The organism is Enterocloster sp. 210928-DFI.2.20, from assembly GCF_020554465.1.
Classification (GTDB): domain Bacteria; phylum Bacillota; class Clostridia; order Lachnospirales; family Lachnospiraceae; genus Enterocloster; species Enterocloster bolteae.
Genome location: NZ_JAJCHK010000005.1, coordinates 131,171 through 155,953, shown reverse-complemented (window position 1 = coordinate 155,953; position 24,783 = coordinate 131,171). Strand labels below are relative to the sequence as shown.

General features: G+C 47.7%; 23 protein-coding genes and 1 other annotated feature. Of the genes, 17 read left to right on the top strand and 6 right to left on the bottom strand.

Features of this window, described 5'->3' with window-relative positions; translation table 11 throughout:
- Window position 1: 1 nt before the first annotated feature.
- Entirely contained in the window at window positions 2–949 is a 948-nt protein-coding gene (locus tag LI015_RS07445; protein ID WP_118024546.1) for a LysR family transcriptional regulator, read from the bottom strand.
- A gap of 353 nt (window positions 950–1,302) precedes the next feature.
- Here LI015_RS07445 and LI015_RS07440 point away from each other — a divergent pair, with 353 nt between their 5' ends.
- The 5 genes from LI015_RS07440 (at window position 1,303) to LI015_RS07420 (ending at window position 8,413) form a co-directional block, all read left to right on the top strand.
- Complete coding sequence (locus tag LI015_RS07440; protein ID WP_227124410.1) at window positions 1,303–4,179, top strand: EAL domain-containing protein; 2,877 nt, start codon at window positions 1,303–1,305, stop codon at window positions 4,177–4,179.
- A gap of 269 nt (window positions 4,180–4,448) precedes the next feature.
- Window positions 4,449–5,072, top strand: a complete 624-nt coding sequence (locus LI015_RS07435; protein WP_227124408.1) for a TetR/AcrR family transcriptional regulator — start codon at window positions 4,449–4,451, stop codon at window positions 5,070–5,072.
- Window positions 5,069–6,445, top strand: coding sequence for an MATE family efflux transporter (locus tag LI015_RS07430; protein WP_002565006.1), 1,377 nt, complete (start codon window positions 5,069–5,071; stop codon window positions 6,443–6,445). Before LI015_RS07435 ends, LI015_RS07430 begins: the two co-directional genes overlap by 4 nt.
- Window positions 6,446–6,659: 214 nt before the next feature.
- Complete coding sequence (locus LI015_RS07425; protein WP_002565005.1) at window positions 6,660–7,151, top strand: sigma-70 family RNA polymerase sigma factor; 492 nt, start codon at window positions 6,660–6,662, stop codon at window positions 7,149–7,151.
- Complete coding sequence (locus LI015_RS07420; protein WP_227124406.1) at window positions 7,148–8,413, top strand: RsiV family protein; 1,266 nt, start codon at window positions 7,148–7,150, stop codon at window positions 8,411–8,413. The genes LI015_RS07425 and LI015_RS07420 overlap by 4 nt, the downstream gene beginning before the upstream one ends.
- On the opposite strand, the gene LI015_RS07415 is transcribed toward LI015_RS07420, so the two are convergent.
- Complete coding sequence (locus LI015_RS07415; RefSeq protein ID WP_117625988.1) at window positions 8,403–9,680, bottom strand: MFS transporter; 1,278 nt, start codon at window positions 9,678–9,680, stop codon at window positions 8,403–8,405. The genes LI015_RS07420 and LI015_RS07415 overlap by 11 nt on opposite strands.
- A gap of 265 nt (window positions 9,681–9,945) precedes the next feature.
- Between LI015_RS07415 and LI015_RS07410 the strand changes: the two genes are divergently transcribed.
- From LI015_RS07410 to LI015_RS07395, 4 genes are read left to right on the top strand one after another with little or no spacing between them, the layout of a single operon-like run.
- Window positions 9,946–10,737 carry a DeoR/GlpR family DNA-binding transcription regulator gene (locus LI015_RS07410; RefSeq protein ID WP_002565002.1) on the top strand — a complete coding sequence of 264 codons (792 nt, stop codon included), beginning with the start codon at window positions 9,946–9,948 and terminating at the stop codon, window positions 10,735–10,737.
- Between the two features lie 14 nt (window positions 10,738–10,751).
- Window positions 10,752–12,062 carry an alkaline phosphatase family protein gene (locus LI015_RS07405; protein ID WP_002572685.1) on the top strand — a complete coding sequence of 437 codons (1,311 nt, stop codon included), beginning with the start codon at window positions 10,752–10,754 and terminating at the stop codon, window positions 12,060–12,062.
- Window positions 12,062–13,405, top strand: coding sequence for an alanine/glycine:cation symporter family protein (locus LI015_RS07400; protein ID WP_002565000.1), 1,344 nt, complete (start codon window positions 12,062–12,064; stop codon window positions 13,403–13,405). The genes LI015_RS07405 and LI015_RS07400 overlap by 1 nt, the downstream gene beginning before the upstream one ends.
- 45 nt (window positions 13,406–13,450) lie before the next feature.
- Window positions 13,451–14,785, top strand: coding sequence for a D-serine ammonia-lyase (locus LI015_RS07395; RefSeq protein ID WP_002572684.1), 1,335 nt, complete (start codon window positions 13,451–13,453; stop codon window positions 14,783–14,785).
- A gap of 212 nt (window positions 14,786–14,997) precedes the next feature.
- Here the strand turns inward: LI015_RS07395 and LI015_RS07390 are convergent, their stop codons facing one another.
- Window positions 14,998–15,201, bottom strand: a complete 204-nt coding sequence (locus tag LI015_RS07390; protein ID WP_002564998.1) for a cold-shock protein — start codon at window positions 15,199–15,201, stop codon at window positions 14,998–15,000.
- Between the two features lie 398 nt (window positions 15,202–15,599).
- Here LI015_RS07390 and LI015_RS07385 point away from each other — a divergent pair, with 398 nt between their 5' ends.
- On the top strand, window positions 15,600–16,568 hold the full coding sequence (locus LI015_RS07385; RefSeq protein ID WP_117626125.1) for a helix-turn-helix transcriptional regulator: 969 nt from the start codon (window positions 15,600–15,602) through the stop codon (window positions 16,566–16,568).
- A gap of 151 nt (window positions 16,569–16,719) precedes the next feature.
- Here LI015_RS07385 and LI015_RS07380 read toward each other — a convergent pair whose 3' ends face one another.
- The gene (locus tag LI015_RS07380; RefSeq protein ID WP_002564996.1) at window positions 16,720–17,100 is read right to left on the bottom strand and encodes a sporulation initiation factor Spo0A C-terminal domain-containing protein; all 381 of its coding nucleotides are present in this window, start codon (window positions 17,098–17,100) and stop codon (window positions 16,720–16,722) included.
- Window positions 17,101–17,582: 482 nt separating this feature from the next.
- Here LI015_RS07380 and LI015_RS07375 point away from each other — a divergent pair, with 482 nt between their 5' ends.
- The 5 genes from LI015_RS07375 (at window position 17,583) to LI015_RS28180 (ending at window position 20,773) form a co-directional block, all read left to right on the top strand.
- Window positions 17,583–18,497, top strand: a complete 915-nt coding sequence (locus tag LI015_RS07375) for a tyrosine-type recombinase/integrase (protein WP_334291986.1) — start codon at window positions 17,583–17,585, stop codon at window positions 18,495–18,497.
- A 206-nt stretch (window positions 18,498–18,703) separates the two neighbouring features.
- Window positions 18,704–19,066, top strand: coding sequence for a hypothetical protein (locus LI015_RS07370; protein WP_227124405.1), 363 nt, complete (start codon window positions 18,704–18,706; stop codon window positions 19,064–19,066).
- Between the two features lie 12 nt (window positions 19,067–19,078).
- Window positions 19,079–19,582: a hypothetical protein gene (locus LI015_RS07365; protein WP_054353859.1), complete on the top strand. Its 504-nt coding sequence runs from the start codon at window positions 19,079–19,081 to the stop codon at window positions 19,580–19,582.
- 199 nt (window positions 19,583–19,781) lie between these two features.
- Window positions 19,782–20,606: a TrmH family RNA methyltransferase gene (locus LI015_RS07360; RefSeq protein WP_227124404.1), complete on the top strand. Its 825-nt coding sequence runs from the start codon at window positions 19,782–19,784 to the stop codon at window positions 20,604–20,606.
- Window positions 20,607–20,638: 32 nt separating this feature from the next.
- Window positions 20,639–20,773: a hypothetical protein gene (locus LI015_RS28180; RefSeq protein ID WP_002564991.1), complete on the top strand. Its 135-nt coding sequence runs from the start codon at window positions 20,639–20,641 to the stop codon at window positions 20,771–20,773.
- Between the two features lie 111 nt (window positions 20,774–20,884).
- On the opposite strand, the gene LI015_RS07355 is transcribed toward LI015_RS28180, so the two are convergent.
- Window positions 20,885–21,727 carry a DegV family protein gene (locus LI015_RS07355; protein ID WP_002564990.1) on the bottom strand — a complete coding sequence of 281 codons (843 nt, stop codon included), beginning with the start codon at window positions 21,725–21,727 and terminating at the stop codon, window positions 20,885–20,887.
- Window positions 21,728–22,040: 313 nt separating this feature from the next.
- On the opposite strand from LI015_RS07355, the gene LI015_RS07350 reads away from it, so the two are divergent.
- Both LI015_RS07350 and tyrS read left to right on the top strand, forming a co-directional pair.
- Complete coding sequence (locus LI015_RS07350) at window positions 22,041–22,601, top strand: TetR family transcriptional regulator (protein WP_227124403.1); 561 nt, start codon at window positions 22,041–22,043, stop codon at window positions 22,599–22,601.
- A gap of 50 nt (window positions 22,602–22,651) precedes the next feature.
- Window positions 22,652–22,887, top strand: a binding site (T-box leader).
- Between the two features lie 47 nt (window positions 22,888–22,934).
- A complete protein-coding gene (gene tyrS / locus LI015_RS07345) occupies window positions 22,935–24,161 on the top strand; it encodes a tyrosine--tRNA ligase (protein ID WP_002564988.1) in 1,227 nt (408 codons plus the stop codon).
- Window positions 24,162–24,184: 23 nt separating this feature from the next.
- On the opposite strand, the gene LI015_RS07340 is transcribed toward tyrS, so the two are convergent.
- Window positions 24,185–24,745: a YdeI/OmpD-associated family protein gene (locus LI015_RS07340; protein ID WP_227124402.1), complete on the bottom strand. Its 561-nt coding sequence runs from the start codon at window positions 24,743–24,745 to the stop codon at window positions 24,185–24,187.
- Between the last annotated feature and the right edge of the window lie 38 nt (window positions 24,746–24,783).

The following is a 24,783-nucleotide window of genomic DNA, read 5'->3' as shown; positions in this document are numbered from 1 at the left end:
ATTAACAGGAAGAATTTTCAAATGATGCAAAAAAAGATTTTAACCGCTCCATGAAATCCTGTGCATATCTGGGAAGAAAACGGTCTTTATGGTATACAATGCCGAGTGGATTGAGCAAGGTTTTTCCATTCAGCTGTACCGGGAAAAAGTAAGTGTTTGGATGGGCGGTTTTGAGCGATGGAACCCGCATCCCTGTGCAGAAAAAGGCGCCCAGACTATATGGGAACAGAGAAATCATCAGGTCGATGGATTCCACTTCCAGAATCTGCCGTGGTTTATAGCCTACAGCCTGAAAACACTTGTCAGTCAGCATACGGAGCCGGTAAGTGGATTTCAACCGCATAAATGGTACCTCTTTAAATTCTTTCAGGGTGGTGCCATTGCTGCATTTTGTAATAATCGTATCAGTCTCTTCACCAAAATATTGCTCCATCAGCTCCCTTGTGATAGCCATATATACTTTGTCATTCATTAACGGAATAAATCGGAGCAGGGAATCATCGCCGTGCTTGATTCCTACGAAAAAGTCCAGGTCCCCCGAGACAAGAAGCTGTTCCATCTTTTCCGACCGTTCCATAGTGACCTGCACATTTATATTTGGCCAGCACTTTAGATAGTCAGGAAGAATGAGCGGAAGCCAGTACTGGCCACGGTACTGGCTTGCTCCGATGGAAAGAGAACCCACATTATTTTGAATGATATCATTCATTTGCCGTGAGATATTATCTTCCTCTGTGAGAATTTTAATGCATGAGTCATACAAGGCTTTGCCCGCTGGCGTCAATTGAAGCTTTGGTTTTCTGTAGAATAATGGGGTACGGTAGTGAGTTTCCAGTTTGTTTATATGCTGACTCAGATTTTGCTGGGAAATATACAGTTCTTGTGCTGTTTTGGTGAAATGAAGATTCCGGGCTAATGCGACAAAGTACCGAAGGCTGGTTAAATCCATAATATTCTCCTTTTATAGTCAAATCTCGAAAGAATCTTTTTAAATCCCTAATAAAAAATTATAGCATAAACAAAGTTTTCTGCATAATAATTTTTAGAAAAGTAAAAAGGAACAACCGGATATCTGTGAAACACCCCGGCAGACATCTTCATAATTAAGAGTAAAAGTGTTCCCATAGCCATTTGTTGAAAGATGTATTGTGCCGATACAGGCATCGTTATATTATATAGGTTTTTTCAACATGCATCAAATTGCGTTTGGCCGGTATATGTGTTAAAATAGCCTTAAAGCTCAAAAAGGAAAGATGCAGTTTGTATGAATAATGGAGCCGAGCCGTTGAGGAGGGAATTCATATGCAGACAAAGGTAAAAGGGATGAATGGGATATTGATGATAGCCGTGCTTCTCATTGTATTCCTGTTCCCTCTGGACGTATCCGCAGCGGAGACGGCTTCTGCCGCGCTTGTAGGCTATTATGAAGATGGCGATTACATGTATCATAATGCGCAGGGGGAGTATGAAGGTTATAACTTCGAGTTCCTCCAGGAAGTCTCAAAACTGAGTGGACTATCTTACGAGGTAGTGGATTCCCCCAGCTGGCAGGAAGCGTTCCAGCTTTTGATTGATGGCAGGATAGACATTCTGCCTGCTGTATACCGCACGGAAGGCAGAATGGATCAGATGTTATTTACCGATGAGTCCATGTGTACGATTTATACTACCCTCAATGTGCGGATGGATGATAACCGTTACAATTATGAGGATTTTGACGCTTTCCAGGGCATGAGGGTAGGCATTATTAAGGGGGGTGAGGATGGCGAAAGTTTCAAACGCTACTGTGCGCAGAACGGCGTTGCGCTCACCATCATTGAATATGATGAGACGCAGGAACTGCTGGACGCGCTTGGGAGCGGGACCCTGGATGGTGTGGCAATTACCCACCTGGGCCGCAGCAGTGTGTTCCGCAGTGTTGCGCGGTTTGCCCCGACCCCAATGTACATTGCGGTCTCGAAACAGCGTCCGGACCTTTTGGCTCAGATTAACCGGTCCATTAATGACATTCTTCTGCGCAATCCTGATTATCGGACGGACCTTTATGACAAGTATCTCTCACCAAGCTCCAATCAGGTTCCGGTACTAACCAAGGAAGAAGTTGAATACATCGAGGCTGCGGATGAGCCGATACATATTTCTTACGACCCTTCGTTTGCCCCTTTCTCATATAAAGATGCTGAAGGCGAGTTAAACGGTATTATGGCAGATATTTTTGCCCGGATTGCAGAGAAGAGCGGGCTGGACTTCCAGTTTGAAGCCTGCCCTGCAGCCACGGCCTTACGTGCAGTGAAACTGGGGGAGACGGATGCCGTTTCCGTTGTGGATGGAGATTATCTGTGGGATGAGCGCAACCATATGAACACCACACTGCGTTTCCTGAATACTCCCAGTGCAATGATTACCCAGGCTGAAAGAACGGAGATAGAGGTGCTGGCTCTTCCGGAGGGGTATCAGCTCTCTGAACATGTCGCCCAAAACAATCCGGAAAAGGAAATCCAATATTACGATTCTATACAGGCGTGTTTTGATGCAGTCCTGGATGGAAAAGCTCAGGCAACTTATACCAATACCCAGACGGCAAATTACATAATCAGCGACCCCAAATATGAAAAGCTTCATGTCACTGCGCTGACCCAGTACCCAAACGACCTCTGTATCGGCGTATCCAAATCTGCCGACCCCAGGTTGTTCTCCATATTGGATAAATATATCCAGTATATGTCCAATGAAGAGATTGATACCCTGCTGCTGAACAACTCCGTTTCTGTCCGTCCCATTACCATGGAAGCGTTTGTACATCAGAATATCTGGTTGATAACAGGGCTTGTGGCAGCTGTATCCGGCAGCATCATCCTGCTGCTGTGCATCAACCTGTTTAATATTTCCCGCAGTAAGCGCCGTATCCAGGACCTGCTCTACCGGGATGAGCTGACAGGTCTGGATAATATAAACCGTTTTTATGTCCGGGCGGAGGAACTCCTGGCGACGGGGAAATATGCGGTGGTTTATTGTGACATTGACCGTTTCAAGCTGATAAACGATACCTTTGGCTTTGAGGAGGGGGATGAAGTCCTGCGCGCATTCGGGAGTATCTTACAGAAATCAATGGAGGACAGGGAGTGCTGCGCCAGGCTTTCGGCTGATAACTTCGTGATGCTCAGGCATTACAAACAATGGGAAACGCTTGCTGCTGATTTGATGCATATCCAGGCGGTGCTGAACAAGTGGCGTGGGGAGAGGGGAATCATACCTTATGAGATCGCGGTATCCTTTGGTGTTTACCAGGCGGATGCCGGCGAGACTAACGACATGAAACAGATGCTTGACTTTGCGAACTATGCCATGCGCAGCGCTAAGACAGCGGCAGGCGGAAGCTGCTTCCTATATGATGAGCAGATGCGGAATAAGGCCCTGTTTGAACAGGGGCTGGAGGGAAGGCTGGCCTCCGCGATGGAACAGGGGGAATTTGAGGCGTATTACCAGCCAAAGGTGGACATGGATACAGGCAGGATTGTGGGCTGCGAAGCCCTGGTTCGCTGGAATCACCCGGAACAGGGGCTTCTGATGCCGGGGTCCTTCATTCCATTTTTTGAAAAGAAGGGTCTTATTGTCCGAGTGGACCTTCATATGTTTGAGCAGGTATGCCGCACAGTACGCAGATGGCTGGATGAGGGACGTCCCGCTGTTACAGTCTCATGTAATTTCTCGCAGATGCATTTCGGACATGACGGGTTTGCCGGCCAGGTTTCTGAAATTGCTGATCGGTTCCAGGTTCCCCATCATCTGCTGGAAGTGGAGATTACCGAAAGTGCGATTGCCGATGCACCTGAGAGTGTGTCCTCCGCCCTGACGGAACTGAAGATGCGCGGATTTCAGATTGCCATAGATGATTTCGGCTCCGGATATTCCTCCTTGGGGCAGCTGCAAAGGCTGAGGGCGGATGTCCTCAAACTGGACCGCAGCTTTGTATGTGCCGGGCTTCAGGGACCGCGGGAGCAGATTGTCATTGAAAATCTGGTGAACATGGCCTCGGAGCTGGGGATGGAGGTCGTATGCGAAGGAGTGGAAACCCAAGTACAGGTAAAAGTACTCCAGGATATTGGCTGCCACATCGCCCAGGGCTATTACTATTACCGTCCGATGCAGACAGCAGCGTTTGAGCAGCTTCTGGGCTAAAAACAACAGCATGGATGAGCTGCAATACTGCTGCGGCTTGTGAGGCGGCTCCAGAGTGCCTTTTTGCCAGGGTAATACTGTATGATGAGGCATGGGCAGGATCTTCCCTGCGGGTGATGTCCCTGGAAGGGGCGGTGGTAGACTGACGGTCTTTGCACCGGATAGCAGATTATAAATATTTCAGATTTAAATTATTGACCACTTAGTCAATTTGTGATATCCTAATCATAAATAGACCGAGTGGTCAATAATTTTGGAGGGGAATGTTCATGAAGCGGGAAGAGAAAAATCAACAGACAAAACACCGGATTATGGAGAGCGCGCTGAAGGAATTCGCGGAACAAGGATATGGAGCCAGTTCCGTTAACAATATATGCAGCTGTGAGGGTGTGTCCAAGGGAATCATTTACCATTATTTCCAGACCAAGGATGAGCTGTATCTGGCCTGTGTGGATGGATGTTTTGGGGCTTTGACGGAATATCTGAGAGAAAAGCTGATATTGGAAGGGGAAACCGTCCACAGACAGCTGCAGCTTTATTTTGATGCCAGGTTTGAATTTTTCCAGGCATTTCCCATGTACCGCAGGATTTTCTGCGAGGCGGTTATCATGCCGCCGGCCCATCTGGAATCAGCCGTCAGGCAGCGCAAATCCGGGTTCGATGAATTTAATATATCTATATTGAACCGGATATTGGAGCCTCTTAAGCTCAGGGGCGGGGTGTCACGGGAAACGGTGGTGGATATATTCCTGCAGTTTCAGGATTATATCAATGCAAAGTATCAGTCATCCGGGGAGAAGGAGATTGATTTCAAGACACATGAAGAGGATTGCAGGAGAGCATTGGATGTGCTTCTCCATGGTGTGGTGGAACGAAAGGATGTGGACATATGAAGAAAGAAAACGCACGTCAGGAATCCATACTGGGTGATATGAAGCCCTCCAGGGCCATTACCAGGCTGGCAGTTCCGGCCACCCTGGCCTTATTGGCAAAGGCCGTCTACAATATTGTGGATACAGCTTACATCGGAATGCTTGGTTCAGATATTGCGCTTGCAGCTGTAGGCGTTACCCTTCCGCTGCTGCTCATCATGGTTTCAGTGGAAAATATTTTTGCGGCAGGGGCAGCGGTGCTGGCTGGCAGACAACTGGGAGCGGGCGATAAGATGGGGGCTAACAGGACGGTCACATCCGTGGTTGGGTTATCTGTATTCATTGGAATGTTTCTATGTGCGGCAGGTATCATTTTCATGGAGCCTTTACTGCGGGCCTTCGGAGCCTCCGAAGCTGTGCTGCCCCAGGCCGGGGATTACGCATTCTGGATGTTTGTGGCGGCCCTTGCCAATCTTCCCGCCCAGAGTATGAACTGCGCGGCCAGGGCAGAGTCATCTGTAAAGATCTCATCTATCGCGGTTGTGACGGGTGCTGCTCTTAATGTGGTGCTGGACCCTGTCTTTATGTTTGACTGGGGGTTTGCAATGGGAGTGGAGGGGGCTTCCCTTGCCACAACAGTCTCACAGTTTGTCACATTTTTTATCCTGGGATGGTTCTACCTATCCGGACGTTCCATCATTAAAATAAAGAGGGAATATTTTAAACCCCAGTGGACTCTAATCAAATCCGTCACACTTATCGGTATACCTACAGCTGTTATACAGATCTGCCTTGCGGCGGCAACATCCCTTACCAATATAGCAGCAAAGTCCATGACAGACGCAGACCTTATTATAGCCGCATACGGTGTGGTACAGCGCCTGGTGCTGATTGGATGCTATGTAGTCATGGGGTTCATGCAGGGATATCAGCCGGTAGCCGCCTACTCCTTTGGGGCCAACAGGGAGGAACGGTTTCATGAGTCCGTACGCTTTGCATTGAGGACATCCCTGATTCTTACCGTGCTGGTGGCGGGAACCTATATTCTTCTGGCCAGGCCGTTGATTATGCTGTTTAACAGGAATCCGGCTGTCATTGATTACGGTGTCAGGCTTTTGATTTCCCAGGTGGCCCTTTATCCGGCTTTTGGGCTGTGCTACATGATGACAATTACATATCAAACCATTGGTTCTTCCAGATATGGATTATTCCTGTCCGTCATACGCCAGGGACTGTTTTATGTCCCATTCATACTGATTTTGCCCGGAATAATGGGTGTCACGGGAATTTATCTGGCACAGCCGGCAGCGGATATACTGACTATGGCGGTCTGCCTGTACTCAGTCAAACCAATGAAGCGGATGGCGTCGGAACATATGGCGGCATTCCGGTAAGAATGGACATAAAACAGAATGGGGCAGTAAATGCCAGGTACCAGGCGGGGCGGGAATCGGTGAAACATCGGATTCCTGCCCTGACTGCATTTTATGGTTAAAAAACTTAATCATATGCAACTTTTAAGACGAAAGAAGAATCTATATATCAGCAGCAAAGATGTACCGCTATGATGTGCCGCGAAACAACACTGCAAGGAGGGATGTAAACCCCATGAAGGAAGATTTATATAACAGAATTGTGGACTATATCGTCAGCAACCAGGAGAAATTTTACAGGCTGGCCTACAGTTATGTCCATAACCAGGAAGACGCCATGGATATTGTCCAGAATGCTGTCTGCAAGGCATTGGACCACTATGAGGCGATCAGAAATGAAAATGCCGTAAAAACATGGTTTTACCGTATTCTTGTAAATGAGAGCCTGCTGCTGCTCAGGAAACAGAAGATGGAGATTCCCACAGAGGAGGGAATGGGGCAGGAGATACCATATTATGAAGAAGGATACAACCATGAGTACGATGTTTACGAGCAGTTAAACCGGCTGGAGGAGGATGTGCAGACCATCATAAAGCTCCGCTATTTCGAGGAGCTGACGCTGAAGGAAATAGCTTACGTAACAAGGACCAATCTGAATACGGTGAAGGCAAAATTATACCGCGGTTTGAAACTGTTAAAACAAAATATACAGGAGGCGGACTTATGAGACAGATAGAAGATGCAAGAAAAAGATATGAGGAGATACCTATTCCCGCGGAACTGTCCGGGCGGGTCAGGGCAGCAATTGTCCGGTCAGAGGAAAAGCGGAAAAGTCAGAGGCAAAGAATACCAACGGTCAGGATACGCAGAAAACACAGGATATGGGGAACATGTGCAGGTATGGCAGCAGCCCTTGTACTGGTATTTACTACGGCGTTAAACACAAACACAGCTTTTGCGGAAATGGCGGCAGGACTCCCTGTCATAGGAGCAGCGGCGCGGATTCTTACCTTCCGGTCTTACGAGAGGGATGAAGGGGACTGGAAAATATCGGTGGAAATTCCCAGCGTAGAGATGATAGCAAAGGATACAAATGGGCTGGATTCTGCATTGAATCAGGAAATATACGATTTATGCAGCCAGTATGCAGACGAGGCAGTGGAACGCGCCAGGGAATATAAGAAGGCGTTTATGGAAACTGGAGGAACAGAGGAGGAGTGGGAAGCACATGATATTAACATTCATGTGGGATATGAAATCAAGGCCCAGACAGAGGCGTATCTTTCCTTTGCGGTACAGGGAACTGAGAACTGGTCCTCGGCCTACAGTGAAACAAAATATTACAATATTGATTTAAAGGATAATAAAATGGTTACGCTGGCAGATGTCCTGGGCCATGACTATGCCAGGATTGCGGATGAAAGCATACTCCGCCAGATGGAAAATATGGAGGAGAAGGAAGGCATCGCTTTCTGGTCCAAGTCAGAGGGCGGGTTTACAGGAGTCACGGATAAAACCGTGTTTTACATGAATGAGAAGGAAAATCCGGTTATTGTGTTTGATAAATATGAGATTGCTCCCGGAGCTTATGGAAAACTGGAGTTTGAGATAGACAAAACAGAGAACATGGCAGAAAAAACCGGCTATACGGATAATTTCATGGTGCCGGAAGAAGAGATAACTGCTTTTGCCGGAAAGGTAAAAGAGGCTGTTGCAGACCGGGATATGGATGCATTGGCCTCCCTGGCCTCCTATCCTTTGTATGTGGGATTTAAGGACGGCGGCGTTTCGGCGGGGTCACCGGAAGAACTGGCTGCCTTGGGAACAGACCGCATATTCACACCGGAATTGGCGGCGGCAGTGGAGGCGGCGGGAGATGAAACGCTTTCACCCAGCATGGCCGGATTCGTCCTTAAAAAAGACGGAACCCCGAACATTGTATTCGGGGTATCCGAGGGAGTGCTGGCCGTTAAAGGAATTAATTATTGATGGCCTTATCCTTACCAATCACACTTAATATGTAACTGCTCAGCAGGAATCCGGCGCCGGCGGACACGGCCATGATAAGGAATACAATGCGGTAGCCGCTGAGGCCGGGATTGTGGTCCAGGATACTCCCATAGATGGAGTAGAGGAATGCGCCGGGCAGATAACCGATGAAGGAACCAAGTGACATGGCGGAGCCGGTTATTTCCCTGGGTACGTTAATCTCATCCATGGGAGCGAAGAATATGGCCCGCATGCTGAATACACAGGCACCGATGCTGAGGGTCATGAGCATGCCGAAATATACATTCATATGGCTGTGGGGAAGGAACGCAAAGACAGTCAGGGCTGTTCCTGTAATAACAAATACCACGCGCAGATATTTTGTGGCGGAATGGAATACCTTATCGGTCAGGTAGCCGCCCACAGGACCGCCCAGCATTTTCAGGGCATATTGGTTGATGATTCCATAAGCGCCAACCAAAACAGCAGGTATCGCATACAGGTCTTTGAGGAAGGGAATAAAATATGTAAGTCCGCAGTAAACACAATAGACCGAAAAAACATTAAATGATACCAGCCAGATGTTCTTGTTTTTAAGGGCCAGAATTACATTATCCATAGCTGCCTTGTTTCGGCTCACTTTTTCTCCGGCAGCATTGACGGCCTTTATCTCGTCCGGCTCAAGAAGGAAATAAGCGATGATGCCGATTACCATGGGGACTGCTGAGTAAAAAAGGATGGCAGCCTTCAGGCTGGCGGCATTGCTTCCGAGCAGTGCGAAGACGCCCAGGGCGCCAAAGGCAATGACGGTATCCACAAGTCCCCGTCCGGCTTCCATGATACCGAACATACGGCCCTGTTCTTCTTCTGAACCCAAAAGACGGACCGTCTTTAACATGGTGGGCCAGTAGAGCATGTCCGCACAGACGGCGAGGCCGCAGTTGATTAACAGAAAGAGCCAGTAGGGCGGGAAGGTAGAAAGGCCGATGCCCAGTAAACCGATGCCCATAAGCGACATGGGAATCATGACCTTTTTAGACACCCGGTCCGTGAGATAGATGGAGATCAGAAAGCCGAAAGTGGAAATCAGTCCGGCCACACTCATGGCTGTACCTATCTGTGTGTGTGAGAGTCCCATAAATTCCTGCATGGGAACATAAAAAGCATCCTTTAAACACCCCAGCTTATAAATGGTTCCGGCACCCAGCACCAATGTTCCAAATGAAATCCACTTTTTTGATTGACGGTTGTCTGCAATTGTTTTCATTTTTTCATCTCCTGATTTTACTTTTTATTCTATTGTGTTTGGTTGTTTCCGTACACACAGTATATGTGGTAAAATAAGCTAAGTCAAGTTAATGTGAGTTAAAATAAGTTAAATTGTGGAATTTATACGAAAATAAATAAGCGATTTTGTGATGTTTTGCGGAGAAAAAGGGTTGAATAGTGTGTTTATGTGTGCTATTATGAGTTGAAAGTGGTTAAAAAAAGTACAAACAAGCTAATTAAGGGGAAGAAAGGAGCGTTTGCGGATGCTGGCGGAACAACGGTACCAAAAGATAATAAACCTGATGCAGACGGACGGAAGCGTTAAGGTTGCGGATTTAAAGAAGAAGATGGGGGTTTCTCCCGAAACAGTCCGCAGGGATTTGGAAAACATGGAGGCTCAGGGACTGATACGGCGTACGAGAGGAGGGGCTTTTTTAGCTGACAAGGAAGAGATGCCCGGGGAGCGGACCATCCAATATCAGAATTTTTCGGCTAGGGAGAGAGAGAATCTGGAGAGCAAGGTGGAGATTGCAGAGTTTGCGGTCCGCTTTATTAAAGAGGGCCAATCCATTGCGCTGGATTCGGGAACCACTGCCTATGAGCTGGCCCGTGTCATAAAGAGGACATTCCGTTCCCTGACCGTCGTTACCAATTCCATCGCCATATTAAATGAGCTGGCCGATGCAAAGGGAATCACTCTCATTGCCACTGGGGGTGTGTACCGCCCTGAGGAGATGGCTTTTGTGTCTGATATTGCCGGCATGATATTTTCTAAATTAAGTATAAACACATTTTTCCTGACCACCTGCGGTATCTCGGTAGACAGGGGGATCACTTACCAGCGCATGGATGAAATTATCGTGCAGGAAAAGATGATGGAAGCGTCAGACCAGACCATTGTCATTGCGGACAGTACCAAGCTGGGGGTGAATTCCCTGGTGAAGATGTGTGATATTGACCGGGTGGGGATGATTATTACTGATTCCGAGGCATCGAAGGAGCAGATACGGCCGTTTGAGCAGGCAGGCATATCTGTTGAGAAACCGGAAAACTAAGGGGGATAAAGGATATGGAGAGAAATAAGGTAAGCGTATTGCTGGTATCCGTGGACGCGTTAAAACCGGAGTTTGTTTTTGAACAGGAGCGTCTGGGAATCAGTCTTCCTAATATAAGCAAATATTTTGTGGAGAATGGTACATTTGCAGGCGGGGGAGTTCAGAGTGTGTTCCCTACCTTTACGTATCCCTGTCATCAAAGCATCATAACGGGAACTAATCCAGCCACCCATGGTATTTATAACAATGGTATTTTTGACCCTATGGGGGAACATATGGGGGCATGGCACTGGTTTGCCAGCAAAAAGGCGGAAAATTTGTGGGAGGCTGCCGGAAAACATGGATATTTGTCTGCCAGCGTGGCCTTTCCCACTTCTGTGGCTGCCGGAGGAGACTTTATGGCACCTGAATTCTGGTGGGACGGCACGGAGCTTGACAGCCGTTTTATTGATGCCATGTCCGTGCCCCAGGGCATGATTCTGGAGATGGAAAAGGAGATTGGAAGGTACGCAGGGGGGCTGGACCTGACGGAAGCAGGGGACAGGCAGAGATACCGGGCAGCTATGTGGGTATTGGACCATAAACTAGCGCCAAAGGCTGGGAAATGTCCTTTCTTCATGACCGCCTATTTTGCATCCTTTGACGAGATGGCCCACCAGTACGGAGTGTACAGCAAAGAGGCAGCACATGCAATTGAGGCCATTGACAAAATGCTGGGGGATCTGATTGAAAAGGTACATAGTATGACAGATGACCAGGCCGTTGTCTGTGTGGTATCCGACCATGGGACACTGGATAACCGGTATAATATCCGGCCCAACGTAAAGCTGAGGGAAGCAGGGCTTATCACTACAGATGGGAACGGCAGGGTGACGGACTGGAGGGCCTGGTCCCAGCGCGCGGGGGGGATGTCTGAAATCCGGCTAAAGAATGGACAGGATGAGGATGCAAGAAGAAAGCTGGATCAGATAATGAAGGAGCTGTCATCCGATCCGGTTTTTGGAATCCTGGAGGTGTTGGACCGGGCGCAGGCCATAGAGAGGGGAGGTTTCCCACTGGCTGACTATGTGCTGGTTTCCCGGAAGGGATATGAAATACGGGATGACGCAGAAGGGGATTACTGTACGGAAACACTGCATCAGAAAGCCCAGCATGGTTATTGTGAACGATTTGAGGAGATGAGGGCATCCTTCATGATTGAGGGATGCGGGATAGAACGAAAATGCGACATAGGGTCCATGAATCTGATTGATATAGCGCCTACACTGGCATCTGTCATGGGATTTGATATGCCGCAGGCGGAGGGAAGGAACCGGTTGAAGTGATGAAAACAGCAGAGGCAGTACTGGGGAATCTGGCCGGCCTGCTGTGGGGGAACTGGATGTTGTTTGTGCTGCTGGGGCTGGGAGTGTTTTACACCATTGCCACGGGCGGAATCCAGTTCAGGTCCATCCCCTGGATCATAAAGGAATTATGTCCAAAAAAAGAGAAAACAGAGGGTACCCGGGACCATAAGGGAACCGTATCCTCTATCCAGGCGCTTTATATGGCGATAGCCAGCTGTGTGGGAAGCGGAAATATTGTTGGTGTCGCCACTGCATTGATTGGAGGAGGACCGGGCGCATTGTTCTGGATGTGGGCAGCTGCATTTTTAGGCATGGCCACAAAGTATGCTGAAATTGTGTTGGGACTGGTGTTTCGTCAAAAAGGTGCGGACGGAAGCTATTACGGAGGCCCCATGTATTACATTGAAAAGGGGCTCCATGCAAGGCTGTTGGGCGTAGCCGCGGCGGTTCTCCTGTTTTTCCAGAATGCGGGAGGAACGTTGATTCAGTCCAATACCATATCGGATGTGGCCTTTCAGGTATTTGGAGTCCCGAAAGCAGTCACAGGGATTTTAATGGCGGCTGTCATGGTTTTCATTATAGGCGGCGGACTTAAGCGCCTGGCGGATGTGGCTCAGAAAATTGTGCCGGTCATGGCATCGCTGTATATTGTGGGAGGTATCGTGGTGGTGTTCACTAATCTGGATTCCATCCTTCCCATGTTCAGAAGCATTTTGCAGGACGCCTGTTCCATGAAAGCAGGGATGGGGGCCGCCGCGGGACTGACAATGAAGGAGGCCATGCGTTTTGGTGTGGCCAGGGGGCTGTATTCCAATGAAGCAGGCGAAGGATCTGCGGCCGTTATTCACTCGGCGGCGCAGGTGGACCATCCGGCCAGACAGGGATTTTATGGTGTTGTGGAGGTGTTCGTAGATACTATGGTTATCTGCAGCACCACTGGTTTTTCCATCCTGGCAAGCGGGGTGCCTCTGGAAGGTGCAAGTGCGGCGTCATTGGCGGCTGAGGCATTTGGGACCGTCGCTCCTCTTTTTAAATACGTGGTTTCGGTCAGCCTGATCTTGTTTGCATCCACCTCCATCATGAGCCAGTGGTATTTTGGCCATGTGAGCCTTATGTACATAAAGAGCCTGAAAGGAGACCGTTTTTACCGCATTCTGTTTCCCGTATTGATTTTATTGGGAAGCCTGAGCACGGCCGGGATCGTTTGGTCTGTTCAGGATTGTATGCTGGGACTTTTAATCATACCCAATGTGCTGGCTCTTCTTAAACTTTCACCGGTGGTAATGAGGATGACCAGGGAATTCTTCAGAGAGAACCAATAGGGCGCAAAGAAACTATAAATTTACAGACAGAAAGGAATGGATATTATGGATTCAAGAATAGAAGCATATATGAAACAGATACCGGTATTGGCGGAAGCTGCCGCCGGAAAAGAAGTGTTCTGGGTGAACAGCAGGGAGTGCCCGGAGAGCGGGCAGGGAGAAAAAGCAGTATCGAAGGAGCAGATACAGGATGCGGCAAGGCGGCTGGAACGTTTTGCGCCTTATCTGGCCGAGGTTTTTCCTGAGACGGCTGCCCGGAATGGCATAATAGAATCGGAGCTGCGGGAAATCAGGGCCATGAGACAGGAACTGAACCAGGAGTGGGGGGCCGGTATAACCGGAAAACTGTTCCTTAAAATGGACAGCCATCTCCCCATATCCGGTTCTGTAAAGGCCAGGGGAGGTATCTATGAGGTGCTGAAACATGCGGAGGACCTGGCCTTTGAGGCAGGGCTTCTCAACGAAAATGAGGATTACCGGAAACTGAACACCAGTGAAATGAGGGAGTTCTTTGGCCGGTATAAGGTTCAGGTGGGATCCACCGGTAACCTGGGGCTCAGCATCGGCATCATGAGCGCCAAACTGGGATTCCAGGTGACGGTACACATGTCGGCGGATGCCAAACAGTGGAAGAAGGATTTGCTGAGAAGCAAGGGGGTTACAGTTATCGAATATGAGTCCGACTACTGTGCGGCTGTGGAGGAAGGAAGAAAGAGTTCCGACCAGGACCCTATGAGTTATTTTGTGGATGACGAGAATTCTGTCAATCTGTTTCTTGGATATGCGGTTGCAGGACAACGGCTGAAACACCAGCTGGAGGAACAGGGAATCCAGGTGGACAGACAACATCCGCTATTTGTATATTTGCCCTGCGGGATTGGCGGAGCGCCGGGCGGGGTGGCCTATGGTCTGAAAGAGATTTACGGCGACTGCGTTCACTGCTTTTTCATGGAACCGACCCAGGCCTGCTGTATGCTGATAGGAATGGCCACAGGAGAGCATGATAAGGTCTGTGTTGGAGATTTTGGAATCAGTGGAAAGACAGATGCGGACGGGCTGGCCGTCGGAAGGCCGTCTGCGTTTGTGGGAAAGGTGATTGAGAAGCGGCTTGCAGGAATCTGCACAATCGAGGATGGAAAGCTGTATGAACTGATGCGCGCGCTTGTGAAAACAGAGGATATATTCATAGAACCTTCTGCATGCGCCTCCTTTGCCGCGTTCCTTCATGCAGATGAAATGGACAGTTATATCAGGGAAAAGGGTCTCAGCGGCTGTATGGGGCAGGCTGTCCATATAGCCTGGGCGACAGGCGGCAACATGGTGCCTCCGGAGATGGTGGCGGAGTATTTGAATATCCGGACACAATCTGCCAGCCTCTAAAGAAAAAACAGCGGATTCTGCTATGGCGGCAAAATCCGCTGTTTTTTAGATGGATAAGCAGGCGATGTGACCCAGGTGTCCTCTTTGATATACAAAAGCCCCTGTCTTGCTGTAGCACGGCAGGGGAACTTTAACTGGATATGGCGGGGATTTCTCCCCGCCAGGTATGGTACGGCGGCATATTGTGATATGCCCCATTTATATCTTGAATATTATGCAGCGCAGACATTTACAGCCTGTAAGCCGCGGTTGCCATTGGTTATGTCAAAGGTTACGGACTGTCCGTCTTCTAATGACTTAAAGCCATCTGTAGCAATACCGGAAAAGTGAACAAAAATGTCCTCGCCGTTTTCTTCATTCGTAATAAAACCAAATCCTTTTTGTGAGTTAAACCATTTTACTGTACCTTTGTTCATGAAAGATACCTCCTAATATTTTATTGTGATTTTAAATAAAATAAAAAAATCACATATTTTTGTAAACCATCATAGGAATAATGACTTACAAAAACATGTGAAATCAAAATCTTATAAAAAATACTTCTTAAGTATACCTTGCTTTTAGAGTATTGTCAAGGGGAAATTTTATTATTTTTGTCAGTCATGGCAGAATGTTTTAACTGTTCTTCCATTATATGGCTCCGCAATTTTATATTTCCCCTGTTTATCATTTATTAAGGCTTGTGAATAATCAGCGGGAGACGTATTATAATTGGGAAGGGAAGATGGCGCCATACAGCAAGTAAAATCAAGTATCAGCCCCATTTTTTTTGTATAATGAATCGCAGAGTGGTTGAAACGAGGTAAACAGACGGATGTACGAGTGGAAAAAGCAGATTCAGATAATTGTTGATGAAATTGACCGGTGTATTAAATGTTATAATGACGAAGCCCTGACATTGCGTGCCCTTTCCTGCAGACTGGGATATTCTGAATATTATACGTCGAGGAAATTTAAAGAAATATCAGGCATACAGTTCAGGAATTACCTGCAGCTCAGGAAATTGGCCTTTGCATTAAAAGAAGTCAGGGACAGCCAGAAGAATCTTTTGGAGGTTGCTTTTGATTATGGCTTTTCATCACATGAGGCTTTTACCAGGGCTTTTAAGGAAACATACGGTGTGACGCCCAGCGAATATCGGAAAAATCCTAAACCCGTGGTTCTCCGTACAAAGATAAGTGCTTTTGACCGCTACTTTTTAGGATTAGGAGAAATCGGTATGATTCAATCAGCAGATGGAGTTAAAATTTATTTTGTTACTATACCCGCTCACAAATTTTTGTATATTAAAAACCGTGAGAGCAACGGATATTGGGATTTTTGGCAGAAGCAGAATCTTATTCCAGGGCAGGACTATGAGACGGTCTGCGGCTTGCTGGACAGCATCAAGGGAAAACTGGACGATGGCGGAGGAAGCGAGGTCAACTGTGGAAGCGGTCAAATCATGGCCTATATGAATGATCCGGATGGCAGACTATGTGACTGGGGAATACTGCGCTCTGAATGCTGGGGAGTACGGCTTCCTCCTGAATACAAAGGAGCAGTTCCGCCGCAGATGCTTATGGATGACATTCCTGAAGCCGAGTATATTGTTTTTGAACACGGGCCATTTGATTATGAACAGGAAAACCGGAGTGTGGAGGAAAGAATAGAAAATGCAATGGCAGCGTTTGATTATGCTGATACAGGCTATTGCCTGGATACTTCTCCCGGCCGGCTCATGTATTTTTATTATAATCCCGAACAGTATTTTAAATATATCAGACCTGTACGGAGGGTATGAGCAGGTACCCGGTATAATCCTGGCAGAAAAAGGAGTATATGCCGGCTGCCGTGAGCCTGCTGTGTCCGTGAGTAATGCCCGGAGGCCATCCCGGCCGGTACAGAGTTTGCCGGCAGGGGAGGCTGTACGGCCTTTTAGCGGTGCGGGAGGGTTATGTTGCCTGCTGCTGACAGGCAGAGTCTGTAATTTCTTCACTGATGCCTCTCATCACTATATAATTTACCAGCGCGTCTATAAATGCCCCGTTGCGGGGTTTCTGGCTAAGTTCAAAATCAAAGATTTCATTTAGCAGTTTTCTGTCCCCATGTAACCAAATCGTATTGATAAGAGTGCGTATATTCCGCTCCACACAGCCGATTGAGGTCTGGTAATGGACCGCTATATCCACATATAACCCCTTGGATATATAAGCGAGCAAAGTGGGGTCATGGACGGTCCGGATGACGCCGTAGATTGTGTAACGAAACCCTACATAGGAGTTGTTTACACCGAGGCGCCGAAGCAGGTTACTGATTTCTTTTTCGTGGTTCATGTTAATCCCTCCTTGGTTTTTGTTACCAATGTTACGTTATACGCAGAGGCGTGGTTTGACAAGGGAGATTGGACGACAAAATTGATATAAATAAGTCGAAAAATGCGAAAGTCCTGGCAGTACTATCCTCAGTGACTTGAATTCATCCGTTGTTTTATCCGCTATTTCCAGAATGTCTTCTGTCCGTTTTCAGGGCAGCATCCCTTCCAGTGCTATATCCTTTAGCTGCTTTGACAGTGCGGGCCGTTAGATACGCAGGTAAGCAGCTGTTTTTGTTATGTTTTCCTCTCTGGCCGTAATCGTACCATCTGAGTCAGGACAGCGGAATTTTAACGATGGGCCTCATTCCATAAAAAATAACCCCCCGGTTTTTGGATGTATAAATATGATTTACAATATAAAAACTAAAAAAGGATATTCTGTATCCTATATGACATCAATGACAACTTGTTAACAGGGCTGAAATGGAGGGTTTTATGGAAATGGAAATGGAAATGCTGCTGATGAAATTTGAATCGTATTTGTGTGACGAGGAAAAATCAAAATCAACCATAAACAAGTATCTTCATGATGTGAGAGAGATGCTTGATTTTATGGGACAGGAATGTATCAGCAAAGAGTTGCTGATACAGTACCGGGGGCATCTCAGCCGTCGATGCAGGGCCCGGACCGTGAACGGAAAACTTTCAGCCATAAACGCATATTTAAAGTGTATGGGATTGGAGGCCCATAAAGTGAAATTCCTGAAGGTCCAGAAAAGAATCTATATGGATGAGAAACGGGATCTGACAGAACAGGACTGCAGACGGCTGTTGGAGACAGCCAGCCGTACAGGAAAGACCCAGTTATATTTCCTCATGCTGGTTTTGTACGGGACAGGCATACGAATCAGTGAACTGCCATATGTGACTGTGGAGGCTGTTTATCAGGGAAATGCTGAAATAAATATGAAGGGAAAATACAGGGTCATTATTTTTCCAAGAAATCTGGTCAGACAGCTTAAGGAGTATATAAGGGATGCAGATATAAAAAGCGGATGTATATTCAGGACAAAGAGCGGAAAATGTCTGGACAGAAGTAATATATGCCATTCCATGAAGAAAATATGCCGGGAGGCGAGGGTGGACCAGTCAAAGGTATTTCCTCATAATTTCCGTCATCTGTTTGCAAAGAGCTTCTATGCCATCGAGAAAAATCTGGCACATCTGGCAGATATTCTGGGACATACCTCCATAGAGACAACGCGGATTTACGTGGCATCCAGCCTGAAACATTATGAGAAAGTGATGAACCGTATGGGAATTGCAAAGGACATTAAAATACCACAGAATAATCATTCTGTGGTATCATGCCGGCATTTCTGCAAACCAAAATTACAATCTTCTTGTATTTTATAATAAAAGGCGGACTGCGTCAATATACATATATTATTTTTCCTCAAAGCAAACAAGACCGGGAAGGAAAAAAATACTTGCCGGTTTCTTGGTGTGTCAAATTTGCTTGATTGTTCCTCTGAGTTTCCTATAAAATCCTTAGCGGATTCTTTTTGATACACGCCCAGGCGGAGAAAGTACCACAGAATGATTATTCTGGGGTAATCCACATGAAAACGCCGGAGTTCACATGCATCACCGGATTGGTGCTGCTTAAGGAAGGAGATACAGAGATGGTGAGTTGTTCCTTGTTAGAGTATCTGGCCTTGAAGGCAAAATGTGAGTATATGTCAGATTTACGATTCATGCACGTGGAAGAACGGTGGCTGAGGGAATTCATCCTGCGTAACAGAGATGACTTTACACAGGAAGAATGGAAGGAGGCGTGTATCTATCTGACAGGACAGAAGGCATCCACTGAGGATGAGGCAATCGGAACAATCCTGCATCGCTGGACGGATACGAAAGACCGGCCAGGCATGAATTACAGGACAGATATGAATTGCAGGACAGACAGGCAGGATAAAATTTAATAGGAGAGGGCCATGGGAGAAATAGAAAAATTTATAATCATGGAGGATGAAATTGCCCGTGACGGAGGGCGTTATCCGGAATATACATATACATTTCTGATTGGCCTCCAGTCATTTTCAGAAGGGATTGCCAGAGGGTATGTAAAATCATTCCATGTGGAAAAATTATTATACTTCCAGGGGCTTGACCAGATGATCTTCATTATGGAAGATATAATGGATGCAGTGGGTGCCCCCATGAGAGGGAGAGTCCCCCGGAGTCTGACCGGTAAACGGAATAAAGATGCAGTAACGGTTCCCTTTGTGGATTTGAGAGGGAAAATAAAGAAGGAGTATGGTTTTGAGCGGGAGGTTTTAAGGGAATTTCCGGTTTATCCCGCGGCCTCTGTCCGGGTTGTGGGCCGTCAGGACGCAGGGATACAGGGGATATTCCGCTCTAAATATGGGGATGTGGGATTCAGGAGCGGTGTGGAGCTTATGCGTTTGATGTACGAGTTTTTTGAGAAAATGTGCTAAAGCAATTTCAAGAGCTGTTGCCCCAGCTCTTTTTCTATTTTAATCAGCTGCCGGTCCAGGCCGGACTTTTCATAAAACCATGGATTCTCAGGGCTTTATATACTATAATTAATAATCATCAGGGCAATAAGGCCCTATTCCAGGTAATGGAATTAAACAGGAAAACAGGAAACAGCGAAAGAAGACCAGGAGATACCATATGCCAAATATAATTGAAATAACAGATTTTGCGGCCCCGGAGCTGGATATTTACGCCCGGCTTACAGAGGGGCAGCTTTTAAAACGTCATGAACCGGACAAGGGCGTTTTTATTGCTGAAAGCCCCAAGGTGATAGAGCGCGCTCTGGACGCGGGATGCGTTCCCATATCCATGCTGATGGAAAAGAAGCATGTGGAAAGCCAGGCACGGGAAATAATACAGCGCTGCGGTGAAATCCCAGTGTATGCGGCGGAATTTGATGTATTGACACAGCTTACCGGGTTTCACCTGACACGGGGCATGCTCTGTGCAATGTACCGGCCGCCCCTGCCCGGGCCTGAGGAAATCTGCGAAGGGGCGCGCCGGATTGCTGTGCTGGAAAATGTCATGAATCCCACCAATGTAGGAGCTATATTCCGCTCAGCAGCAGCCCTGAATATGGACGGAGTTCTGCTGACATCCGCCTGCAGCAATCCTCTCTACCGCCGCGCCGTACGGGTGAGCATGGGAACCGTTTTCCAGATTCCATGGACCTTTCTGGACAGCCGGCTGTCCTGGCCTCAGGAGGGGGTGGGATTTTTGCGGGAGCTGGGATTTGCGACAGCTGCCATGGCATTAAACGATGACTCTGTCAGTATTGATGATTCCGGTTTGATGTCAGAGGAAAAACTGGCTATTATCCTGGGGACAGAAGGGGATGGGCTGGCGGCAGGAACCATTGCGGGCTGTGATTATACGGTCCGCATTCCCATGTCTCACGGCGTTGATTCGTTAAATGTCGCTGCGGCAAGCGCCGTTGCTTTCTGGCAGCTTGGACGCAGGTAAGAGATTGATAAGATGCGGAGGAGGCGGAAAATATGGCTGATAATACACAGGAAAAATATATTCTTTTAGCAGTAAACGGAACGCTTATGCGCGGATTGGAACTGGAGGGGAATTTACGGGAGGCAGGAGCTGAATTCGGGTTTGAGGCCAGAACGGAGGTAAGTTAGAGAGGAAAGAGAAACGGATATTTTGCAGGAAGTTCCGTGGTTCAGAAGGCATGGCAAAAAGAATGCCGCAGGATGTTTCATATGCGGCAAGTGTGAATATATTTGTGCCTGCTACAGGCGAAGCACACCGATTCCCACCAGTCCGGGACCGGTGTGTACAGCCAGGGACGCGGTGATGGCCTTTTCCATAATCAGGCGTCCTTCCGGGATACCGGCAATCAGCCGGGGTCTCAGTTCATCGGATGCATCCTGCCCCTGACCGTTTAACAGGGCGGTCAGGCAGGGGCGGCCGCCTGCAAAGGACCTGGCTTCTGTCAGCAGCCGGGATAGTCCCTGCCTGGCTCCGCGTATCTTGGCGGCAGTATAGTATACTCCGTCCTCATTGCAGGAGATAATGGGTTTTATGTTTAGAATGCTGCCTACCACGGAGGTGACCAGACCAATTCGGCCTCCCTTTCGCAGGTAGGTCAGTGTATCCATATAATAGAAAACCTTGGAATCCCCCACCTTTTTGGGAAGCATTTCTTTCAGCTCATCAAAACTTCTGCCTTCTTCCAGCTGCATCGCTGCCCATACGGCCAGTATACCTGCTCCAAAGGAAATACTCCTGGTGTCCAGCACAAAGGAAGTCAGCTCCTTTTCATCCCCCAGAATGCTTCCCACCGTATTATATGTACCGCTTAATCCACTGGAAATACAGAATGCCAGCACATGGGTATAGCCCTCAGCCTTTATTTCTTCAGCCATATCTTTCACATCCTGGGGACTGGGGGTTGAAGTGGCGGGAATTTCTCCCGGAAAACGCTGATAAATGGTCTCAGGCAGAATATCCACCCCGTCAACATAATCTCGTTCCGGATAAATGATATGAAGGTGCATTACCTTCATGTGAAATCTCTGGATTAACTCATGGGATACATCGCAGCCAGAATCAATTAAAATCGCTGTTTTCATACAACACCTCCATATGTAGTATTCGATACTATATATAAAAGTATCTCATAACACAATGGCTGTGTCAACATGAAAATGAATATATCTCCTGTTTACTAAAACTGTAAGCGGAGCCGCACTGTTTCATGGAAGTCCGAAGCAGCGTTTCTTTAAGCATGTCCAGCAGGTCCCTTTCTGTAATCTGATTTCCGCCTGAAAGAATGCAGCGCCGTATATTAGTCTGGATATTGCCATGAACGGCGGGAAAGGATATAATATCAGCATGTATCAGCACAAGAGGTGCAAAAATCGTACAAGAAGGGTAAGAGTTGCGTTGGATGAGATAGCAGACAGCAGGAAAAAATTGTCAGAATCCATAGAATATCTGTTGAGCAGAAAAAGCCTGGATGATATCCCGGTAAGTGAAATTGTAAAGATGGCAGGCGTATCAAGAAGGACCTTTTACCGTCATTTCTGTGATAAGTACGAACTGGTAAACTGGTATTACGATGAATTTTACGAAGAGAGCTTTGGCAGCATTGTGTTGGGCGCCGGTCTGGAGGAAGCGCTGACCCAGTGCCTGAAGATTTACCGGCAAAAGCGCAGTGTCCTGAAACATGCATATGAGAGCCGTGATATCAATGGCCTGAAGAATCATGATATCGAGATTACCAGAAGGATTTATGAGACATTCCTAAAGCAAAGGGGAGCCGACATCCGGTCTGAGATTATGTGGTTTTCCATTGAAATAGCTGTGCGCGGCGGAAGCGACATGGTGATTCAGTGGATGCTTGGCAATATAGATCTTCCGGCTGAGAAGATGGCGCGGCTGATTTGTGAAACCCTGCCGGAAGAGATTAAAAAATATCAGATGTCTCCTGTCACACATGTGTAAATCTGTGACTTCCCTTTTGACGCGTCCCCTGCTATACTGCACATGTAATAAAGAATGCCATGAAGGAGAACAGTAGTACAGAGGCTTTTCTTACAGAGAGCGCCCGGTTGGTGGAAGGACGCAGGAAAGACTGTATGAATACGCTCCGGAGCAGCAGCCTGAAGGTTTTAGTAGGGTTTGACGGGAACGCCCGATACAGCGTGAGAGTGTTGACAGACACTCGATGAGGAATGTTCTGTGAAGGACATTCAAGTACAGAGGTGGTACCGCATAACCTGCCCTCTGCAGCAAGCTGCTGCAGGGGCTTATTTTTTTGTCTAAAAGGAGGAAGACATGGGAATTTATGAAGAATTGGAAGCGCGGGGACTGATTGCGCAGGTGACGGATGAGGCAGAGATAAGAGAGCTTGTAAATGCGGGAAAGGCTAAGTTCTATATTGGCTTTGACCCCACGGCGGATTCCCTGCATGTGGGGCATTTTATGGCACTGTGTCTGATGAAAAGACTGCAGATGGCGGGAAACCGCCCCGTGGTCCTGTTGGGCGGGGGCACCGGATACATCGGCGATCCGTCGGGCCGCACCGACATGCGCTCCATGATGGGGCCGGATGTGATTCGCCGCAACTGTGAATGCTTCAAGAGGCAGATGGAACGGTTCATTGATTTTGACGGGGAGAATGGAGCCATTGTTGTAAATAATGCGGACTGGCTGCTGAATCTGAATTACATTGAACTGCTCCGGGACGTGGGAGCCTGTTTTTCCGTAAACAATATGCTTCGGGCGGAATGCTATAAGCAGAGAATGGAAAAAGGACTGTCATTCCTGGAATTCAATTACATGATTATGCAGTCCTATGATTTTTACCATCTGTACAAGGAACTTGGCTGCAACATGCAGTTTGGAGGGGACGACCAGTGGTCTAATATGCTGGGAGGAACGGAGCTGATTCGGAGGAAGCTGGGAAAGGACGCGTATGCCATGACCATTACCCTTCTCATGAACTCAGAAGGAAACAAGATGGGTAAGACTGCAAGAGGCGCTGTATGGCTGGATCCGGAGAAGACATCTCCCTTTGAGTTTTACCAGTACTGGAGGAATATCGCGGACGCGGATGTGATGAAATGCATCCGTATGCTGACCTTTATTCCGGTGGAAGAGATTGATGCCATGGACGGATGGGAGGGAGCACAGCTAAACAGGGCAAAGGAAATCCTGGCCTATGACCTGACTGCTCTGGTCCACGGGGAAGAAGAGGCACGCAGGGCAAAGGAGACCTCCGTTTCCCTGTTTACCGGGGCCATGGATGATGACAACATGCCGTTTACAGAGGTTGGGGAGGAAAAACTTGTCCAGGGCAGCATCAATATCATGGATCTCCTGGTGCTGTGCAGACTGGCGGCCTCAAAAAGCGAGGCCAGAAGGCTGATCACACAGGGCGGCATCCAGGTCAGCCAGAAAAGGGTGGAATCCATAGACTTTACCGTGACCCGGAACATGCTGATGGACGGAATCATCATTCAAAAGGGCAAAAAGGTGTTTAGAAAAGCAGGGCTGAAATAGTAAAATGACTGCCGTATAAGCCGTCACATAGGTTTCAGATTTTTCTCCAGCCGTTCAACCATCCATGCAAAGCGTCTGGCGCGTCCGTCGTCTGTCCTGGCATCATAGTATGCCCTGGTATAGGTTTTTTGGACGGATGGAGGCATTTTCTGAAAATTAGTATAGGCCGGCTCATGTTCTTTTAAAAGGCCGGCCACGGTCCCGATTTGTTCTGCTGTGACAGCAGGCGGTCCGGAAGGCTTGTCCCATTGACCGTTCTTCCTGGCCTCCTGCATTTTCTCTCTTCCAAAATCAGTCATCAGGCCGCGTTTTTCCAGGTCTTCTGCCAGAGCTTTATTTTTTTCAGACCATTTGCTGTCCTTTCTGCGGGCAGAAAAATATTTGATATAGGATTCATCGTCAATCCGTTTCATCACTCCGTCAATCCATCCAAAGCACAGTGCCTCTTCCAGGGCATCGCCGGCCTTAAACGCTGTATTCTTTGACTTTTCAAACTTCAGCCATATGCCGCCGCCGGACATGCAGTGATTTATCAGCCAAATGCGGAACTCGTCACGTGTCTTAAAGTGAAGGGGCTCGTTCATAATATATTCTCCGTTCTGTATTGGGGTGAATTCAGGTG

Bases quoted from the DNA above. Each gene is read 5' to 3' on its own strand.
- LI015_RS07445 (WP_118024546.1), bottom strand. From the start codon at position 949: ATGGATTTAACCAGCCTTCGGTACTTTGTCGCATTAGCCCGGAATCTT.
- LI015_RS07440 (WP_227124410.1), top strand. From the start codon at position 1,303: ATGCAGACAAAGGTAAAAGGGATGAATGGGATATTGATGATAGCCGTG.
- LI015_RS07435 (WP_227124408.1), top strand. From the start codon at position 4,449: ATGAAGCGGGAAGAGAAAAATCAACAGACAAAACACCGGATTATGGAG.
- LI015_RS07430 (WP_002565006.1), top strand. From the start codon at position 5,069: ATGAAGAAAGAAAACGCACGTCAGGAATCCATACTGGGTGATATGAAG.
- LI015_RS07425 (WP_002565005.1), top strand. From the start codon at position 6,660: ATGAAGGAAGATTTATATAACAGAATTGTGGACTATATCGTCAGCAAC.
- LI015_RS07420 (WP_227124406.1), top strand. From the start codon at position 7,148: ATGAGACAGATAGAAGATGCAAGAAAAAGATATGAGGAGATACCTATT.
- LI015_RS07415 (WP_117625988.1), bottom strand. From the start codon at position 9,680: ATGAAAACAATTGCAGACAACCGTCAATCAAAAAAGTGGATTTCATTT.
- LI015_RS07410 (WP_002565002.1), top strand. From the start codon at position 9,946: ATGCTGGCGGAACAACGGTACCAAAAGATAATAAACCTGATGCAGACG.
- LI015_RS07405 (WP_002572685.1), top strand. From the start codon at position 10,752: ATGGAGAGAAATAAGGTAAGCGTATTGCTGGTATCCGTGGACGCGTTA.
- LI015_RS07400 (WP_002565000.1), top strand. From the start codon at position 12,062: ATGAAAACAGCAGAGGCAGTACTGGGGAATCTGGCCGGCCTGCTGTGG.
- LI015_RS07395 (WP_002572684.1), top strand. From the start codon at position 13,451: ATGGATTCAAGAATAGAAGCATATATGAAACAGATACCGGTATTGGCG.
- LI015_RS07390 (WP_002564998.1), bottom strand. From the start codon at position 15,201: ATGAACAAAGGTACAGTAAAATGGTTTAACTCACAAAAAGGATTTGGT.
- LI015_RS07385 (WP_117626125.1), top strand. From the start codon at position 15,600: ATGTACGAGTGGAAAAAGCAGATTCAGATAATTGTTGATGAAATTGAC.
- LI015_RS07380 (WP_002564996.1), bottom strand. From the start codon at position 17,100: ATGAACCACGAAAAAGAAATCAGTAACCTGCTTCGGCGCCTCGGTGTA.
- LI015_RS07375 (WP_334291986.1), top strand. From the start codon at position 17,583: ATGGAAATGGAAATGCTGCTGATGAAATTTGAATCGTATTTGTGTGAC.
- LI015_RS07370 (WP_227124405.1), top strand. From the start codon at position 18,704: ATGAAAACGCCGGAGTTCACATGCATCACCGGATTGGTGCTGCTTAAG.
- LI015_RS07365 (WP_054353859.1), top strand. From the start codon at position 19,079: ATGGGAGAAATAGAAAAATTTATAATCATGGAGGATGAAATTGCCCGT.
- LI015_RS07360 (WP_227124404.1), top strand. From the start codon at position 19,782: ATGCCAAATATAATTGAAATAACAGATTTTGCGGCCCCGGAGCTGGAT.
- LI015_RS28180 (WP_002564991.1), top strand. From the start codon at position 20,639: ATGGCTGATAATACACAGGAAAAATATATTCTTTTAGCAGTAAACGGA.
- LI015_RS07355 (WP_002564990.1), bottom strand. From the start codon at position 21,727: ATGAAAACAGCGATTTTAATTGATTCTGGCTGCGATGTATCCCATGAG.
- tyrS (WP_002564988.1), top strand. From the start codon at position 22,935: ATGGGAATTTATGAAGAATTGGAAGCGCGGGGACTGATTGCGCAGGTG.
- LI015_RS07340 (WP_227124402.1), bottom strand. From the start codon at position 24,745: ATGAACGAGCCCCTTCACTTTAAGACACGTGACGAGTTCCGCATTTGG.